At 71.9% G+C, this 14,159-nt stretch carries 15 protein-coding genes; 9 read left to right on the top strand and 6 right to left on the bottom strand.

Translation table 11 applies throughout. The features are described from left to right. The first annotated feature begins 87 nt into the window (after nt 1-87). Nucleotides 88-1,887: a bifunctional metallophosphatase/5'-nucleotidase gene (locus tag ACWC9T_RS18270; RefSeq protein ID WP_449822054.1), complete on the top strand. Its 1,800-nt coding sequence runs from the start codon at nt 88-90 to the stop codon at nt 1,885-1,887. Nucleotides 1,888-1,984: 97 nt separating this feature from the next. Here ACWC9T_RS18270 and ACWC9T_RS18265 read toward each other — a convergent pair whose 3' ends face one another. The 5 genes from ACWC9T_RS18265 to ACWC9T_RS18245 all read right to left on the bottom strand — a co-directional run bounded on the left by ACWC9T_RS18265 (nt 1,985) and on the right by ACWC9T_RS18245 (nt 7,515). After that, nucleotides 1,985-3,469, bottom strand: coding sequence for a HAMP domain-containing sensor histidine kinase (locus ACWC9T_RS18265; RefSeq protein WP_449822053.1), 1,485 nt, complete (start codon nt 3,467-3,469; stop codon nt 1,985-1,987). Then, on the bottom strand, nt 3,466-4,236 hold the full coding sequence (locus tag ACWC9T_RS18260) for a response regulator transcription factor (RefSeq protein WP_449822052.1): 771 nt from the start codon (nt 4,234-4,236) through the stop codon (nt 3,466-3,468). The genes ACWC9T_RS18265 and ACWC9T_RS18260 overlap by 4 nt, the downstream gene beginning before the upstream one ends. A gap of 88 nt (nt 4,237-4,324) precedes the next feature. After that, nucleotides 4,325-5,494 carry a S1C family serine protease gene (locus tag ACWC9T_RS18255; RefSeq protein ID WP_449822051.1) on the bottom strand — a complete coding sequence of 390 codons (1,170 nt, stop codon included), beginning with the start codon at nt 5,492-5,494 and terminating at the stop codon, nt 4,325-4,327. A gap of 115 nt (nt 5,495-5,609) precedes the next feature. Further along, on the bottom strand, nt 5,610-6,668 hold the full coding sequence (locus ACWC9T_RS18250) for a LacI family DNA-binding transcriptional regulator (protein ID WP_449822050.1): 1,059 nt from the start codon (nt 6,666-6,668) through the stop codon (nt 5,610-5,612). Between the two features lie 115 nt (nt 6,669-6,783). Next, complete coding sequence (locus ACWC9T_RS18245) at nt 6,784-7,515, bottom strand: response regulator transcription factor (RefSeq protein ID WP_449822049.1); 732 nt, start codon at nt 7,513-7,515, stop codon at nt 6,784-6,786. Nucleotides 7,516-8,235: 720 nt separating this feature from the next. Between ACWC9T_RS18245 and ACWC9T_RS18240 the strand changes: the two genes are divergently transcribed. The 7 genes from ACWC9T_RS18240 (at nt 8,236) to ACWC9T_RS18210 (ending at nt 12,796) form a co-directional block, all read left to right on the top strand. After that, entirely contained in the window at nt 8,236-8,529 is a 294-nt protein-coding gene (locus tag ACWC9T_RS18240) for a MoaD/ThiS family protein (protein ID WP_449822048.1), read from the top strand. A 5-nt stretch (nt 8,530-8,534) separates the two neighbouring features. Further along, a complete protein-coding gene (locus ACWC9T_RS18235; protein WP_449822047.1) occupies nt 8,535-9,863 on the top strand; it encodes a hypothetical protein in 1,329 nt (442 codons plus the stop codon). A gap of 147 nt (nt 9,864-10,010) precedes the next feature. Next, on the top strand, nt 10,011-10,733 hold the full coding sequence (locus tag ACWC9T_RS18230; RefSeq protein WP_449822046.1) for an LmeA family phospholipid-binding protein: 723 nt from the start codon (nt 10,011-10,013) through the stop codon (nt 10,731-10,733). Between the two features lie 235 nt (nt 10,734-10,968). Beyond that, nucleotides 10,969-11,049 (top strand): Ms5788A family Cys-rich leader peptide, encoded by an 81-nt coding sequence (locus tag ACWC9T_RS18225; protein WP_350517234.1) that lies wholly within the window; start codon nt 10,969-10,971, stop codon nt 11,047-11,049. Nucleotides 11,050-11,281: 232 nt separating this feature from the next. Beyond that, the gene (locus ACWC9T_RS18220; protein ID WP_449822045.1) at nt 11,282-12,118 is read left to right on the top strand and encodes a sulfurtransferase; all 837 of its coding nucleotides are present in this window, start codon (nt 11,282-11,284) and stop codon (nt 12,116-12,118) included. A 39-nt stretch (nt 12,119-12,157) separates the two neighbouring features. Continuing rightward, nucleotides 12,158-12,448, top strand: a complete 291-nt coding sequence (locus tag ACWC9T_RS18215) for a DUF1416 domain-containing protein (protein WP_449822044.1) — start codon at nt 12,158-12,160, stop codon at nt 12,446-12,448. A 63-nt stretch (nt 12,449-12,511) separates the two neighbouring features. Then, nucleotides 12,512-12,796: a DUF3099 domain-containing protein gene (locus ACWC9T_RS18210; RefSeq protein WP_449822043.1), complete on the top strand. Its 285-nt coding sequence runs from the start codon at nt 12,512-12,514 to the stop codon at nt 12,794-12,796. 3 nt (nt 12,797-12,799) lie between these two features. Here ACWC9T_RS18210 and ACWC9T_RS18205 read toward each other — a convergent pair whose 3' ends face one another. Beyond that, the gene (locus tag ACWC9T_RS18205; protein WP_380613195.1) at nt 12,800-13,162 is read right to left on the bottom strand and encodes a DsrE family protein; all 363 of its coding nucleotides are present in this window, start codon (nt 13,160-13,162) and stop codon (nt 12,800-12,802) included. Between the two features lie 350 nt (nt 13,163-13,512). Here ACWC9T_RS18205 and ACWC9T_RS18200 point away from each other — a divergent pair, with 350 nt between their 5' ends. Beyond that, nucleotides 13,513-14,115 carry an FABP family protein gene (locus ACWC9T_RS18200; RefSeq protein WP_449822042.1) on the top strand — a complete coding sequence of 201 codons (603 nt, stop codon included), beginning with the start codon at nt 13,513-13,515 and terminating at the stop codon, nt 14,113-14,115. Nucleotides 14,116-14,159: the final 44 nt, after the last annotated feature.

The raw sequence follows: 14,159 nt of genomic DNA, 5'->3' as shown, positions 1-14,159 counted from the left end.
TGACCCTAGGCTGCACACGCGCAACACATGCCCGAACGCCCGGTGCCGTCCGCCGCCGGTGCTCCTCGAAGGTGCAGGGGATCCCTCATGCTCACCGTCAGATCACGACGGACGGCGCTCGCCGTCGTCGCCGCCGCAGGTCTGTTCGGCACGGTGGCCGTGCCGACGGCCGCCCAGGCCGCCGACGCCAACGCCAAGCGTCACAAGACCGTCAACCTCCAGCTGCTGGCGATCAACGACTTCCACGGCAACCTGGAGCCCCCGGCCGGGTCCTCCGGCACGATCAAGGAGACCGACCCGGCCACCGGTCAGGTCGTCTCGACCCCGGCCGGCGGCATCGAGTACCTGGCCACCGAGCTGCGCCAGGCCCGGATCCCGGCCGACGACTCGATCACCGTCGCGGCCGGCGACATCGTCGGGGCCAGCCCGCTCACCTCGGCGCTGTTCCACGACGAGCCGACCATCGAGGCGATGGACAAGCTCGGCCTGGACGTCACCTCGGTGGGCAACCACGAGTTCGACCAGGGCGCGGCCGAGCTGCTGCGCAAGCAGGAGGGCGGCTGCCACCCGACCGACGGCTGCTACGAGCCCGGCCGCACCTTCAAGGGCGCCAACTTCAACTACCTGTCGGCCAACGTCACCGACGAGCAGACCGGTCAGCCGCTGCTGCCCCCGTACTGGGTGACCAAGTCGCAGGGCGTGAAGATCGGCTTCATCGGCGTCACCCTGGAGGGCACGCCGAACATCGTGACCGCCGAGGGCGTCAAGGGCCTGAAGTTCGCCAACGAGGTCACCACGATCAACAAGTACGCCGCGGAGCTGAAGTCCAAGGGCGTCAACTCGATCGTCGCGCTGATCCACGAGGGCGGTTACCCGGCCAGCAGCGTCTACAACTACGACTGCGGCCCGGCCGGCCAGGGCGTCTCGGGCCCGATCGTCGACATCGCCAAGAAGATCGACCCGTCGGTCGGCGCGATCATCACCGGCCACACCCACAACTCGTACGCCTGCACCATCCCCGACCCCAACGGCGTGCCGCGCTCGGTGACCAGTGCCGCCTCCTTCGGCCGGCTGTTCACCGAGATCGACATGAAGCTGGACAAGACCACCGGCGAGATCGTGCGCCCCTCGGTCAAGGCCGAGAACCACGTGGTGCGCCGCACGGTCGAGAAGGCTCCGGACATGACGGAGCTGATCAACCACTACGCCAAGCTGGCCGCCCCGATCGCCAACCGGCCGATCGGCTACATCTCCTCGGACATCAACGGCCGCGGCAGCAGCGACCTGGAGAAGCCGCTCGGCGACCTGATCGCCGACGCGCAGCTGGAGGGGCTCGCCCCGGCCGGCAAGGGCGGGGCGCAGGTCGCCTTCATGAACCCCGGCGGCATCCGCTCCGACCTGGTCTACAAGGCCTCGGGCAGTGAGGGCGACGGCGTGGTGACCTACGGCGAGGCGTTCACCGTCCAGCCGTTCACCAACATGATGCAGGTCAAGACGCTGACCGGCGCCCAGCTCGTCCAACTGCTCCAGCAGCAGGTGAGCGGCCTCAACGACGCCGCGCCGAAGGTCCTCCAGGCCTCCTCGAACCTGCACTACACCCTGGACATGCGCAAGACTGGTGCGGACCGGGTCGTCGTCGACTCGATCCGGCTGAACGGCGCGCCGGTCGACCCGGCCGGCAAGTACCGGGTCGCGGCCAACGAGTTCCTGGCCGGTGGCGGTGACGGCTTCCCGGCCTTCGCGGCCGGCACCGACAAGCTCGTCGGCGTCTCCGACCTGGACGTTTTCACGGCCTACCTGGCGGCCCACAGCTCGGCGGCCTCGCCGCTGAAGCCGCCGGCGCAGGACCGGATCAAGGTCCTCGGCCCGGGCAGCGACATCGACTGACCGTGAGCCGATCCTGAGGGACGGGCGGGGCGCTGTCGGGGCGCCCCGCCCGTTCTGCTTCTCGCGGCCGAAGCTCGGAGCCGCTACGCGGGGCCGGCTATTCGGGAGCCGGCCCGCCGGGCAGCCGCACGGTGGCCAGAGCGCCGGGGCCGCCGTCCTCGGCCGGGCCCAGGGTGACCTCGCCGCCCGCCTCCCGGACGCTCTGCGCGACGATCGACAGCCCGAGGCCGGATCCCGGCAGTTGGCGCGAGGAGGGGGAGCGCCAGAACCGGTCGAAGACGTACTGCAGCTCGTCCGGCGGGATGCCGGGGCCGTGGTCGCGGACGGTCAGCACGCCCTGCTGGAGCCGCACTTCGATGGTGCCGCCGGGCGGGCTGTACTTGACCGCGTTGTCCAGCAGGTTGATCACGGCCCGCTCCAGCCCGGCCGCGTCGCCGTGCACGTACCAGGGCTCGGCGCTCGTCTCGAAGACCAGCCCCGGCCCGCGCAGCTCGGCCCGCTCGACGGCCCGCCCGGCGATCTCGTGCAGCGCGACGACGGTCAGGTTCGGGCCGGTCTTGGGCGAGTCGGGGCGGGACAGCTGGAGCAGGTCGCCGATCAGGACAGTGAGTTCCTGCATCTGCGCCTTCATGTTGCCGAGCAGCTTGGTCTTGGTCGCCGGGGGCAGCGGGCGACCGGTGTCGTTGCTGCGGATCAGCAGGTCCACGTTGGTGCGCAGCGAGGTGAGCGGCGTCCGGAGCTCGTGGCCCGCGTCGGCGATCAGCCGGGTCTGCCGCTCGCGGGAGTTGGCGAGCGCGGTGCTCATGGAGTTGAAGGAGGTGGACAGCCGGGCGATCTCGTCGTCCCCGTGTACGGGGATGGTGGTGCCGACCTCCTCGGTCCGGGCGATGTGCTCGACGGCTTCGGTGAGTTGGTCAACGGGCTTGAGGGAGGAGTGGGCGACGAGGCGTCCGGCGACGGCGGCGAGGAGGATGCCCCCGACGGAGACGGCGCCGAGGAGGATGGCGAGGCCCTGGAGGGAGTCCTCGACGGACTGGGTGGGGGTGGCGACCATCACCAGCACAGGGCCGAGGGAGTGGTTTTGGAAGGGGGAGATGCGGACGACGGCAGGATCGCCGTTGGTGTACGTGCCGTCGCGGATGATCGACTGGCCGGGTTTGAGTTGGTATGCCGTAGTGTCGCTCGACTTGAGCGTGACGGCTCGGCCCGCGCGCTCGGGGAAGCAGACCTGGCCGGTGTTCGCCAGAACGAACTGGACGTCCCTGAGCACGGGACCGTTGCTCTCGGACGGCGGGGTTCCCTGGGGCGTCAGCGCCGCCGCCGGGGAGGAGGCGCAGTACAGCACAGGGGTGGGGCGGGGCTGCGGAGAGTTGAGCAGATCCGTCCGGACCTGGTTATACAGCTGCTTGTCAACGATGAACCAGCACGCCAGCGCCGACATCGCGATGGCGACCGCCACCGCGGCCGCGCTCAGGAAGGTGAGGCGGCTGCGCAGCGAGCGCGAGCGGAACCAGTGGGCGAGGCGCCGACGGCGCTTGGGCGCGCCGGGCGGTGCCAGCGGCGGAGGCGGGACAGTGTTCACGCGCCGGCGCCGGCGGCCGGGCGCAGGGCGTAGCCGACACCCCGTACGGTCTGGATGAGGCGCGGCATGCCGCCCAGCTCGGTCTTGCGGCGCAGGTACATCACGTACACGTCCAGGGAGTTGGAGGAGGGCTCGAAGTCGAAGCCCCAGACCGCCTTGAGGATCTGCTCGCGGGTGAGGACCTGACGGGGGTGGGAGAGGAACATCTCGAGCAGCATGAACTCGGTGCGGGTGAGTTCGACCGGCTTGCCAGCGCGGGTGACCTCGCGGGTGGCGGTGTTCATCCGCAGGTCGGCGAAGGCGAGCACCTCGCTCTCGTCCTCGGCGGCGGCGCGGGCGGCGGCCTCGGTGGCGAGGGCGTTGCGGCGCAGCAGTGCGCGGACGCGGGCGAGCAGTTCGTCGAGTTCGAAGGGCTTGGCGAGGTAGTCGTCGGCGCCGACGTCGAGGCCGGTGACGCGGTCGCCGACGGCGTCTCGGGCGGTGAGCATCAGCACCGGGACGGTGTCGCCGCGGGAGCGCATCCGGCGGACGGCGGTGAGGCCGTCCATCCGGGGCATCATGATGTCCAGCAGGACGAGGTCGGGCTTGTCGCGCTCGACGGACTCCAGTGCCTCGTAGCCGTCGGTGGCGGTGGTGACCTCGTAGCCCTCGAAGGCGAGGCTGCTCTCCAGGGCGTCCCGGAGGGCGGGTTCGTCGTCGACCACGAGGAGCCGGGCAGACGGGTGGCCGGCCTCGGCGGGGGTGCGGTCGTCGGCGGACGGGGTCATGGGCTGGTGCCCTTTCTCGTCGGGTGGAGGGCCTGCTGGGAGCAATTGTCCGTCGTGCGGACTCTTACCGGCTCCTACGGATTGTGACTCACAGGTTCTGGCCGGCTTCGAGCTTCGGCAGGACCTGCTTGATGTCGTTGATCGGGATGGCGAAGCCGAGGCCGATGCTGCCGGCCGTGCTGCTGCCGCCGCCGGCGGTGGAGTTGGCACCGTTGGGGGCGTACATGGCCGAGTTGATGGCGATGACCTGGCCGTTGGCGTTGATCAGCGGGCCGCCGGAGTTGCCGGGGTTGAGGGCGGCGTCGGTCTGGAAGGCCTTGTAGGTGGTGGTGTTGCCGCTGTTCTGCTGCTGCGGGACGGTGCCGCGCAGGCCGGGCAGGTGGGGGAAGCCGAAGCCGCCGTTGCCGCTGGTGCTGCCCTCGTCGAGCTGGACGGTGACGTCGCGGTTCTCGGCGCTGATGATGCCGGAGGTGACGGTGCCGGTGAGGCCGTCGGGGTTGCCGATGGCGACGACGGGGTCGCCGACGGCCATGGTGGAGGAGTCGCCGAGGACGGCGGGGGCGGGGTTCTTGGCGCCGGTGGCGGTGATCACGGCGGCGTCGAGCTTCTTGTCGGTGCCGGTGAGGGTGGCGGGAGCGGTGGAGCCGTCCTTGAAGGTGACGGTGATCCGGCCGCCGTCGGTCGCGGTGTCGATCACGTGGAAGTTGGTGAGGATCTGGCCGCCGGTGTTCAGGAGGACGCCGGTGCCGGTGGCGGTGCCGTTGCCGTTCTTGACGGTGATCTGGACGACGCTGGGCGAAACGGCGGCGGCGATGGCGGGCACGTTGGCGCTGCCGTCGGAGCGGGCGGAGACCGGGCTGGCGATGGTGCCGACGTGGTTGCCGGAGGACTGCCGGTCGGCGGCGATCACCCCACCGGTGACCCCGCCGATGACGGCGGCGATCGCGGCGACGGCGGTCACCAGGGCGAGGCGCCCGCGCAGCAGGCCGCGCCGGGCCAGGCTGCCGTGGCCGGGGCCTTCGGGGCCTTCGGGACCCGTGGGGTGGCCGAGCCTGGTGGGCGGCTCGGGCGGGATGGGCGGTGGAGGGGGCGGTCCGTCGAAGCTTCCGCCGGAGTGGTCCTCGCGGTGGGCGTACCCGGCGCGCGGGTCGGTGCCGCCGGTGCCCGCGGTGCCGCCGCCGAGCACGGTGCCCTCGATCACGCGGGGCCGGTACGGGTCGTCGTGGTGCTCGTCGGGGTGCTGCTGCTGTTCGCTCATGCCGACCAAGCTCCGCCCGGTGGATGAGGACCGAATGAGAAGCGGCTCAGAAGGACCCGAGAAGCCCGTTGGCTTCTCATAAACCCTGGTCAGGCCGCCTGCGGAACGGAATCGGCTATTCCGTCGCGGCCCGGCCGGGCGCGGCCCCGTCGCAGCCGCAGGAACGGCGGATGACCAGGCGGGCCGGGAACTTGCGGACCCGCTCGGTGTCCGAGCCGGGCACCATCAGCGAGTCGTCCAGCACCAGCTCGACGGCGGCCCGGGCCATCGCGTCGCGGTCGGAGGCGACGGTGGTCAGCGGCGGGTCGGCGAGCGCGGCCTCGGGCACGTCGTCGAAGCCGGCCACCGAGAGGTCCTCGGGGACGCGCAGGCCGACCTCGCGGGCGGCCCGCAGCACGCCGATGGCCTGGTCGTCGGTGGAGCAGAAAATCGCCCGGGGCCGGTCCGGTGAGCTCAGCAGGCCGAGCGCGACGTCGTACGCGCCGTAGCGGTGGAACGGCGCGTCGATCAGGTACGGCTCGGTGGGGATGCCGTGGGCGTCCATGGCGCGCTGCCAGCCCTCGACGTGGTCGATGACCGGGTCCCCGGGGGCGGGGGACTCGACCGGGCCGCCGAAGCAGGCCACGTACGGGTGCCCGTGCTCCTCCAGCAGGTGGCGGACGACGGCCTCGGCGCCGCCCACGTCGTCGGTGACCACCGCGACGTCGTCGATCGCCTCGGGGCGGCGGTGCAGCAGCACCACCTTGGCGCCCTCCATCGCGGCGAACTCCTCGGCGGCGCGCTGCGAGGGGCCCTGGCTGACCAGGATCAGGCCGGAGACCCGCATGCCGAGGAAGGCGCGGACGTAGTGGACCTCGCGGTCGTCCACGTAGTCGGAGTTGCCGATCAGTACGAGCTTGCCGCGCTCGGAGGCGGCCCGTTCCACGGCGTGCGCCATCTCGGCGAAGAAGGGCTGGCGGGCGTCCGGGACGACCATGCCGATCAGGTTGGTGCGGCGGGAGGCCATCGCCTGGGCGACGCTGTTCGGCCGGTAGCCGAGCTGCTCGATCGCCGCGAGGACCTTCTCCCGGGTCGCGGGCGCGACCGGGCGCGGCCCGTTGTTGATCACGTAGCTGACGACCGCGGTCGAGGTCCCAGCCAGTCGGGCTACATCGTCGCGCGTCACCTTGGCCACGGATGGAGTCTACGCGTGTGGCCTCCGGGACGGCAGTGGGACCTGTGGCCGCCCCGGGGCACACCGGGCGCAATCCGGACGAGCCGGGCGGGGGACGGCCCGCCCGGCGACCGGGTCAGGCCTCCAGCGGTGCGGAGGGACGCTGGGCGAGCTCGGGACGCTCGCCCTTCTCGGACTTCTCCGGGACGACGAAGCGGTAGCCGACGTTGCGCACGGTGCCGATCAGCTGCTCGTGCTCGACGCCGAGCTTGGCGCGCAGCCGACGGACGTGGACGTCCACCGTCCGGGTGCCGCCGAAGTAGTCGTAGCCCCAGACCTCCTGCAGCAGCTGCGCCCGGGTGAAGACCCGGCCGGGGTGCTGGGCGAGGTACTTGAGCAGCTCGAACTCCTTGAAGGTGAGGTCGAGCGCCCGGCCCTTGAGCTTGGCGGAGTAGGTGGCCTCGTCGACCGAGAGGTCGCCGTTGCGGATCTCCATCGGGCTGTCGTCGACGGCCACCTGGAGCCGGCCGAGCGCCAGCCGCAGCCGGGCCTCGACCTCGGCGGGGCCGGCGGTGTCCAGTAGGACGTCGTCGATGCCCCACTCGGCGGTCACGGCGGCCAGGCCGCCCTCGGTGACCACCAGGATCAGCGGGCAGCCGATGCCGGTGGAGCGCAGCAGTTGGCAGAGGCTGCGGATCTGCGGCAGGTCACGTCGCCCGTCGACCAGGATGACGTCCGCGTTGGGGGTGTCCACCAGGGCCGATCCCTCGGCGGGGGCCACCCGGACGTTGTGCAGCAGCAGGCCGAGCGCCGGCAGCACCTCTGCTGACGGCTGCAGCGCGTTGGTGAGGAGGAGGAGAGAACTCATACCCGGTGGTCCCCTTTCCGGGTCGTCGCGGTCGCATGACGGCTGCCGCCACAGCCGGATGGCGCACGATCGTGAAAGTGTCGCGCGCGGCGCGTCCCGGAAGGGGCGGCGGTCGGCGACGGGAGGGTGAGGAGGAAGGGCGCCCGGGGCGTACGGGGGGACCAGGAGGCGCGACGGCGCTCGCGCCGGGGGGCCCGCAACCCCTGGCGCACCGCTTCTGCCCTGATCATCCCGCGAACCCTCCGGTCTGGTCCGGTACCGGGTGGCGGCCCGGCGCCGGGTGAACGACGCCCCGCCGGCCCGGCACGTCCTTGTGCCGCGAGAAGCGGGGCGGTTCCTGCGGCGCGCCGGGGGTGGGCCGACGAATCGCAAGAATGTCCGTACTGGCGTCCTGAAAGCACAAAAGGACCCGGGGGCGACTCTGCCCGGATCCCTCTTGGTGGTCGAGGATAGCCGACCCGCTCCCGCGCCGGGAGTGCGCGAATCCGGCGGTTCGCCCAATCCGGGCGCGCGCCGGGTGAGTCTGGACACAGCTTCGAGCGCCGCCGCACACCCCTCCGGCCAGGGCGATTGCCGGTCGCGACGGCGGACACGCCATCATGGGACGCACATCGGCGGCGCTACGCGGGTCCATCGTTCGGGTGGGCGGGCGGCCGCCCCCGGTGGCGAGCCGGACCGGGCCACCGGGGCCGGGCGAGGACGAACGGAAGGGGTGGCCCGATGGGCGCGACCACCGAGCCCGCGAGCGGCGCCCGGGTGCGCGGGACGATCCGCTACTGGGCGGCGGCGAAGTCCGAGGCCGGGCTGGCCGAGGAGCCCTACGAGGCGGCGACCCTGGCGGAGGCGCTGGCGGCGGCCAAGGAGCGCCACGCGGACCGGCCGAAGCTCGTCCAGTTGCTCGGGCACTGCTCGTACCTGGTCGACGGCGCCCAGGTGGGCGGCCGGGACCACGCGACCGTCGCCCTGACCGAGGACGGGACGGTCGAGGTCCTTCCGCCGTTCGCGGGAGGCTGAGCGGCGTGACGGACATGAACAACCCGAACCACGGCGGCGGCTACGGCAACTGGCCGCAGCAGCCCTATCCGCAGCCGCACCCGCAGCAGCAGCCGCATCCGTACGGCTATCCGGTGGCCGACGAGGCGGCGACCACGTTGCTGCCGCCGGTGCCTCCGATGGACGACGCGGCCGCGACCACCCTGCTGCCGCCGGTACCCCCGATGGACGACGCCGCGACCACGCTGCTCCCGCCCGTCCCGCCGCTGGACGACGCGGCGGCCACCACGCTGCTGCCGCCGGTCACGGTCTCCGGCGCGATGCCGGTCGCCCCGCCGCAGCACTTCGGACAGCCCCCGGCGCAGCCGCAGCCGCAGCCGCAGTCGGAGCAGCAGCCGCCGTCCCGGGCCCGGCACCGGGCCCCGACGCCGCAGCCCGCCCCGCAGCAGGCCGCGCCCGTGCCGCCCGCTGCGCCCGTGCCGCCCGCCGGGCCCGGCTTCGACCCGCCGACCATGACGCTCAAGCGTCCGACCGCCCAGGTGCCCGGCCAGGTGCCCGGCGCCCCCGGCGCCCAGCCGTACGCGGCCGTCCCGGCGCAGCCGCAGCCGCCGTCGGTGATGCAGCCGCCCGCCGCCCCGCGCGGTCGGACCGGTTCGCCGATCATCGACCCGGGCCTGCAGCCCGCCCTGATCACCGCCGGCGCGGCCGCGCTGCTGGCCGGCGGCGCCGCGCTGGGGCAGGTGGCGCTGGCCCTGGTGGTCGCGCCGCTGCAGCTGCTGACGGCGGCCGGCTGGTTCCGGCTGAACGGCATGTGGCCGGCCCGTCAGGGCATCCTGCTCGCCGCGCTGGCCGGGTTCACCGCCGACGTGGCCGTGCTGCTGGCGGACTCCCACGGCGGCGTGGCGGCCGTGGTGGGCACCCTGGGCGGGTTCTTCCTGCTGGTCCTGGTGCTGCAGACGTTCCGTCCCTCGGACCCCAAGGAGCGGTTCTACGCGCTGACCGTGCTCGGCTCGGCCACCGTGGTGACGGCGCTGTGCACCATGCTGCTGCTGGCCGACTGGGTGCCGGCCGGGGTGGGCGCGGTCGCGCTGGCCACCCTGCTGGCGGCGGCGCCGCTGCCCGGCCCGAAGCAGCTGGGCCCGGTGCTGGGCCTGGTCGCGGCGGTGTTGCTGGGCTTCCTGGTGGGTGCGCCGATGGCCCTGGGGGCGCTGGCCGGGCTGGGGGCGCTGGTCGGTCGCCGGGTCGCGGCGTACGACTTCCCGTCCCGCTTCGTGCACATGACGGCGGGCGTGGCGCTGCCGCTGGCGGTGTCCGCACCGCTGATCTGGATCGCCACCGACCTGCTGGCCGGCTGAGCCGGCTACGTCACACCGCCCCGGAACCACGTTCCGGGGCGGGACGTCGTACGGTCGTGCGGGAGCGGTCGCATCAGGGCGGCCGCCATGGAAAACAGCGACACTCCACAGCGGACGACGACAGCGACCGGCGACGAGGGGGACACGATGCGCGGATGGCTGAAGGCGACGATCGGCCTGGTGGTGCTCTCCGGGCTGCTGGTGGGCGCCGACCGGATCGCGGTCGGAGTGGCCGAGGACGAGGCCGCCGACCGGATGGTGAAGAGCGGCCAGATGAGTCAGCGGCCGGACGTGACGATCGAGGGCTTCCCGTTCCTGACCCAGGTGCTCTCGCGGAAGCTGGACGACGTCCGGATCTCCTCGGACGGCCTGACCGTCCAGAACAACGGCCACCAGGTGGCGCTGCACTCCTTCAAGGCCGAGCTCTCCGGCGTCTCGGTGGGCGACAACCTGGACAGCGCCACCGTGGACAACGGCACCGGCAGCGGCGTGATCTCCTACCAGGACCTCGCCCAGCTGCTGCCGCCGGCCTCCGAGCTGCTCGGTGGTGCCCCGATGCCGGTCGGGGGGAACTCCCGGCTGAGCCTGTCGTACGGCGGGCCGGGCAAGATCAAGGCCTCGCTGGGGCCGGTGTCGGTCGGTGAGGCGACCGTGCACAACCAGGGCAACACCATCACGGTGGACGGCCTCAAGCTGAGCTCGCTGGCCGAGATGTTCGCCGGGCTCTCCAACCGGAAGGTCCAGCCGGCCAGCTTCACCCTCGACTCGATGCCGGCCGGGCTGAAGCTGGCCGAGCAGGACGGCGCGACGCCGCTGCCGGAGGGCCTCCAGCTGTCCTTCGAGGGCAAGGGCGTCAAGCTCCTGGGCTAGGGCCCGTCTCCTGGATCCCTGCCGGGTCCGCGATGCCTCCGTTCCGCTCCGCGAGACGCGCTGTCCAGCGCGGACCGCGGAGCGGTGTCGTTTCCGCCCGTTGTGTGCCGCCGCCGGGGCTCTTCCCCGGTGCGTGCCCGGCCCCGCCGAGGCAAATCCCACGATCCGGTCGTTTTGATCTCGTTATTCGATACGCTGATGACAGCGGGCCGTCGGTGTCCCTAGCATCGTCGGCATGAAGCGACAGACGGATCTCACGAAGCGGCGGGCGGTCGACCTGTGCCGCGTGGCCGCCTGTCTGTGTCGAATGCGCTAAGTCGGCGTCCTGGCAGGGCAGTTGACGCCCGCCGCCGATCTCTCCGGCGAACTCGCCCGGCCGCTCCGGTCGGCGGTCGCCGCCGCACCTCGCAGTTCCCCGCCCGGCCGTCCGGTTCACCTCCTCCGTCCCGCCATTCGGACAGGAATTCGGGCCGCATCCGCCCGGGCGCCCCTGCAGCCCCTCCTGAGCAGCACCTTCCGCCAACCGCCCTCGGATGGAGAACATCACCATGAGCCGCAGCGACGTCCTGGTCGACGCCGACTGGGTCCAGGCCCGCCTGGACGACCCGAAGGTCGTCATCGTCGAGGTCGACGAGGACACCTCCGCGTACGACAAGAACCACATCCGCAACGCCGTCCGGATCGACTGGAAGAAGGACCTCCAGGACCCGGTCCGCCGCGACTTCATCGACCAGGCCGGCTTCGAGGCGCTGCTCAGCGCCAAGGGCATCGCCAACGACGACACCGTCGTGCTCTACGGCGGCAACAACAACTGGTTCGCCTCGTACGCCTACTGGTACTTCAAGCTGTACGGCCACGGCGATGTCCGCCTGCTGGACGGCGGCCGCAAGAAGTGGGAACTGGACTCCCGGGACCTGGTCTCCGAGGTCCCGGCCCGGCCGGCCACCGAGTACACGGCGCAGGCCGCCGACTCCTCGATCCGCGCCTTCCGCGACGACGTGATCGCCGCCATCGGCAACCTCAACCTGGTCGACGTCCGCTCGCCCGACGAGTTCTCCGGCAAGCTGCTCGCCCCGGCCCACCTCCCGCAGGAGCAGTCGCAGCGCCCCGGCCACGTGCCGAGCGCCCGCAACATCCCGTGGGCGAAGAACGCCAACGACGACGGCACCTTCAAGAGCGACGAGGAGCTCAAGGCCCTGTACGAGGCCGAGGGCATCGACCTGGCGAAGGACACCATCGCCTACTGCCGGATCGGCGAGCGCTCCGCGCTCACGTGGTTCGTCCTGCACGAGCTGCTCGACCAGGCGAACGTGAAGAACTACGACGGTTCGTGGACCGAGTACGGCAGCCTGGTCGGCGTGCCGATCGAGCTCGGCAGCAACTGAGCCCCCGGCTCGACCCGTAAGTCAGAAGGGAAGACAGACATGTGCGGTGCGAAGGCCGGCGGCCCGGACCTGGCAGGAGTTGACGTGGCGAACGAGACGATCATCCAGGGTTCGGTGACCCGCGACGGTGAGCCGGTCAACGGCTACGTCCGGCTGCTGGACGAGGGCGGCGAGTTCACGGCCGAGGTGCCCACCTCGGCGACCGGCCAGTTCCGGTTCTTCGCCCGCCCGGGCAAGTGGACCCTGCGGGCACTGGTCCCGGGCCAGACCGTGGACCGTCAGGTGGTGGCCTCCCAGGGCACCGCCGTCGAGGTCGCGATCGCGATCTGACCGAGTCGGACGATCACACCGAGGGCCCTGCCGCGGCAGGGCCCTCGGCCGTACCGTGGAGACGTGCAGGCAAGGCGTCGGCGGCGCTTCTACTACGCCATGATGGGCGTGTGCCTGGGCCTGTTCGTCATGGCCTGGGGCGTGGTGCGGTTCTTCTCGGTGGGTGCCGCGGTCGCCCTGTGCGTGGTCGCGATGGTCATCCCGCCCGCGGCCGCGGTGTTCGCCAACAAGCGGGACCCGGACGACGACTGGTGGAACGATCCGCGCTGGGACGATCCGAAGTGGGACGATCCCGGGCACGACCGGGACCGCCCCGACCACGAGCCGCGCGACTCCTCGGGCCCGTAGGCGTCAGTACACGAGCGCCTGGACGCCGTCCGACATGATCTCGCTAACGAAGACCTGCGCGCCCGCGATCCGGACGCCCTCGACGGTGTCCTTCTGCTCGATCCCGCGCCGGGCCGCGCACTGGGTGCACAGCGTCACCGAGCCGGCCGCCAGGATCGACTCCAGCAGGTCCGGCAGCGGCGCCGCGTGCGGCAGCTCGAACTCCGCAGCCTTCCCCGGCAGGGCGAACCAGGAGGACTCCCCGGTCAGCCAGAGCGAGACCTCGATCCCGCTGGCGACGGCGACGGCCGCAACCGTGAACGCCTGCGAGCACCGCTCCGGCGCGTCCGCCCCGGCGGTGACCTTGATGACGAGCTTCTTCGACATGGCGCCACCTTAGAGGGCCCGCCACCCCCGTCCGCCGTCATCTCGGAATCCCTTGGGGAAACCTTGGGCGGCGCCGGGGCGCGCGGGCGCGAACCGCGACGTGGCGGGGCTCACCGCGACCCGTCGGAGCCCGGCGGATAGAGTGAGCGCCAGCAAAATCCACCACACTGTCGCCGCCTGGGAGCCCCCCGTGTCCGGTCTGGAAATGTTCTTCGACGGTCTGCTGGCCTTCATGGCCGTGCTGATCACCTGGTTCGCCATCTTCTCGGTGATGAAGCTGTACCAGGGCCAGCGCTGAGCCTGCCGTACGGTTGAGGCAGACCGCACCGACCACGACAGCGACCAGGAACATGATCGAGATCCCCTCTGACCTCCACAAGGACGTCGTCCCGCTCGCCTTCCTCCTCGGCACCTGGGAGGGCGCGGGCGTCTACGCCCCTCTGCCTAACGAGGGGGGCCCGGGCACGGAGAAGTGCAACTTCGGCCAGGAGATCGTGATCCGTCACGACGGCCGGCCCTTCCTGGAGTTCCGCTCCCGCACCTGGGTGCTGGACAACGACGGCGAGAAGGTCCGCCCGCTGGAGAACGAGCACGCGTTCTGGCGCATCACCAGCAACCAGGACGGCACCAGCGGCGCCCGGGGGATCGAGATCTCCTCCGTCCGTGACGACGGCACGGTCGAGATCTGGTACGGCGAGCTGGCCGACGGCAAGCCGCAGGTCGACGTCTCCACCGACGCGGTGGCCCGGATCGAGGGCTCCCCGGAGTACTCCGGCGGCAAGCGGCTGTACGGCTTCGTCAACGGCGAACTGCTCTGGGTCGGCGAGAAGGCCGCCCCGAACGTGCCGCTGCGCCCGTACATGTCCGCGCAGCTGAAGAAGGTGCTCAGCCCGGCCCAGCTGATCAAGGACATCAACGACCTGCCGGACGACGGCATCGCCTTCTTCAAGTAGGCACAGCTCAAGTAAGGCCCGTGCACGAGGTAGGGACCGGCCCG

This window comes from Kitasatospora sp. NPDC001159, from assembly GCF_053598235.1.
This window is presented reverse-complemented; position numbering and strand designations above follow the sequence as displayed.

Coding starts and splice junctions, on each gene's coding strand:
- ACWC9T_RS18225 (WP_350517234.1), top strand. CDS start 10,969: ATGAAGCGACAGACGGATCTCACGAAGCGGCGGGCGGTCGACCTGTGC.
- ACWC9T_RS18270 (WP_449822054.1), top strand. CDS start 88: ATGCTCACCGTCAGATCACGACGGACGGCGCTCGCCGTCGTCGCCGCC.
- ACWC9T_RS18255 (WP_449822051.1), bottom strand. CDS start 5,494: ATGAGCGAACAGCAGCAGCACCCCGACGAGCACCACGACGACCCGTAC.
- ACWC9T_RS18230 (WP_449822046.1), top strand. CDS start 10,011: ATGCGCGGATGGCTGAAGGCGACGATCGGCCTGGTGGTGCTCTCCGGG.
- ACWC9T_RS18205 (WP_380613195.1), bottom strand. CDS start 13,162: ATGTCGAAGAAGCTCGTCATCAAGGTCACCGCCGGGGCGGACGCGCCG.
- ACWC9T_RS18220 (WP_449822045.1), top strand. CDS start 11,282: ATGAGCCGCAGCGACGTCCTGGTCGACGCCGACTGGGTCCAGGCCCGC.
- ACWC9T_RS18200 (WP_449822042.1), top strand. CDS start 13,513: ATGATCGAGATCCCCTCTGACCTCCACAAGGACGTCGTCCCGCTCGCC.
- ACWC9T_RS18240 (WP_449822048.1), top strand. CDS start 8,236: ATGGGCGCGACCACCGAGCCCGCGAGCGGCGCCCGGGTGCGCGGGACG.
- ACWC9T_RS18215 (WP_449822044.1), top strand. CDS start 12,158: ATGTGCGGTGCGAAGGCCGGCGGCCCGGACCTGGCAGGAGTTGACGTG.
- ACWC9T_RS18245 (WP_449822049.1), bottom strand. CDS start 7,515: ATGAGTTCTCTCCTCCTCCTCACCAACGCGCTGCAGCCGTCAGCAGAG.
- ACWC9T_RS18260 (WP_449822052.1), bottom strand. CDS start 4,236: ATGACCCCGTCCGCCGACGACCGCACCCCCGCCGAGGCCGGCCACCCG.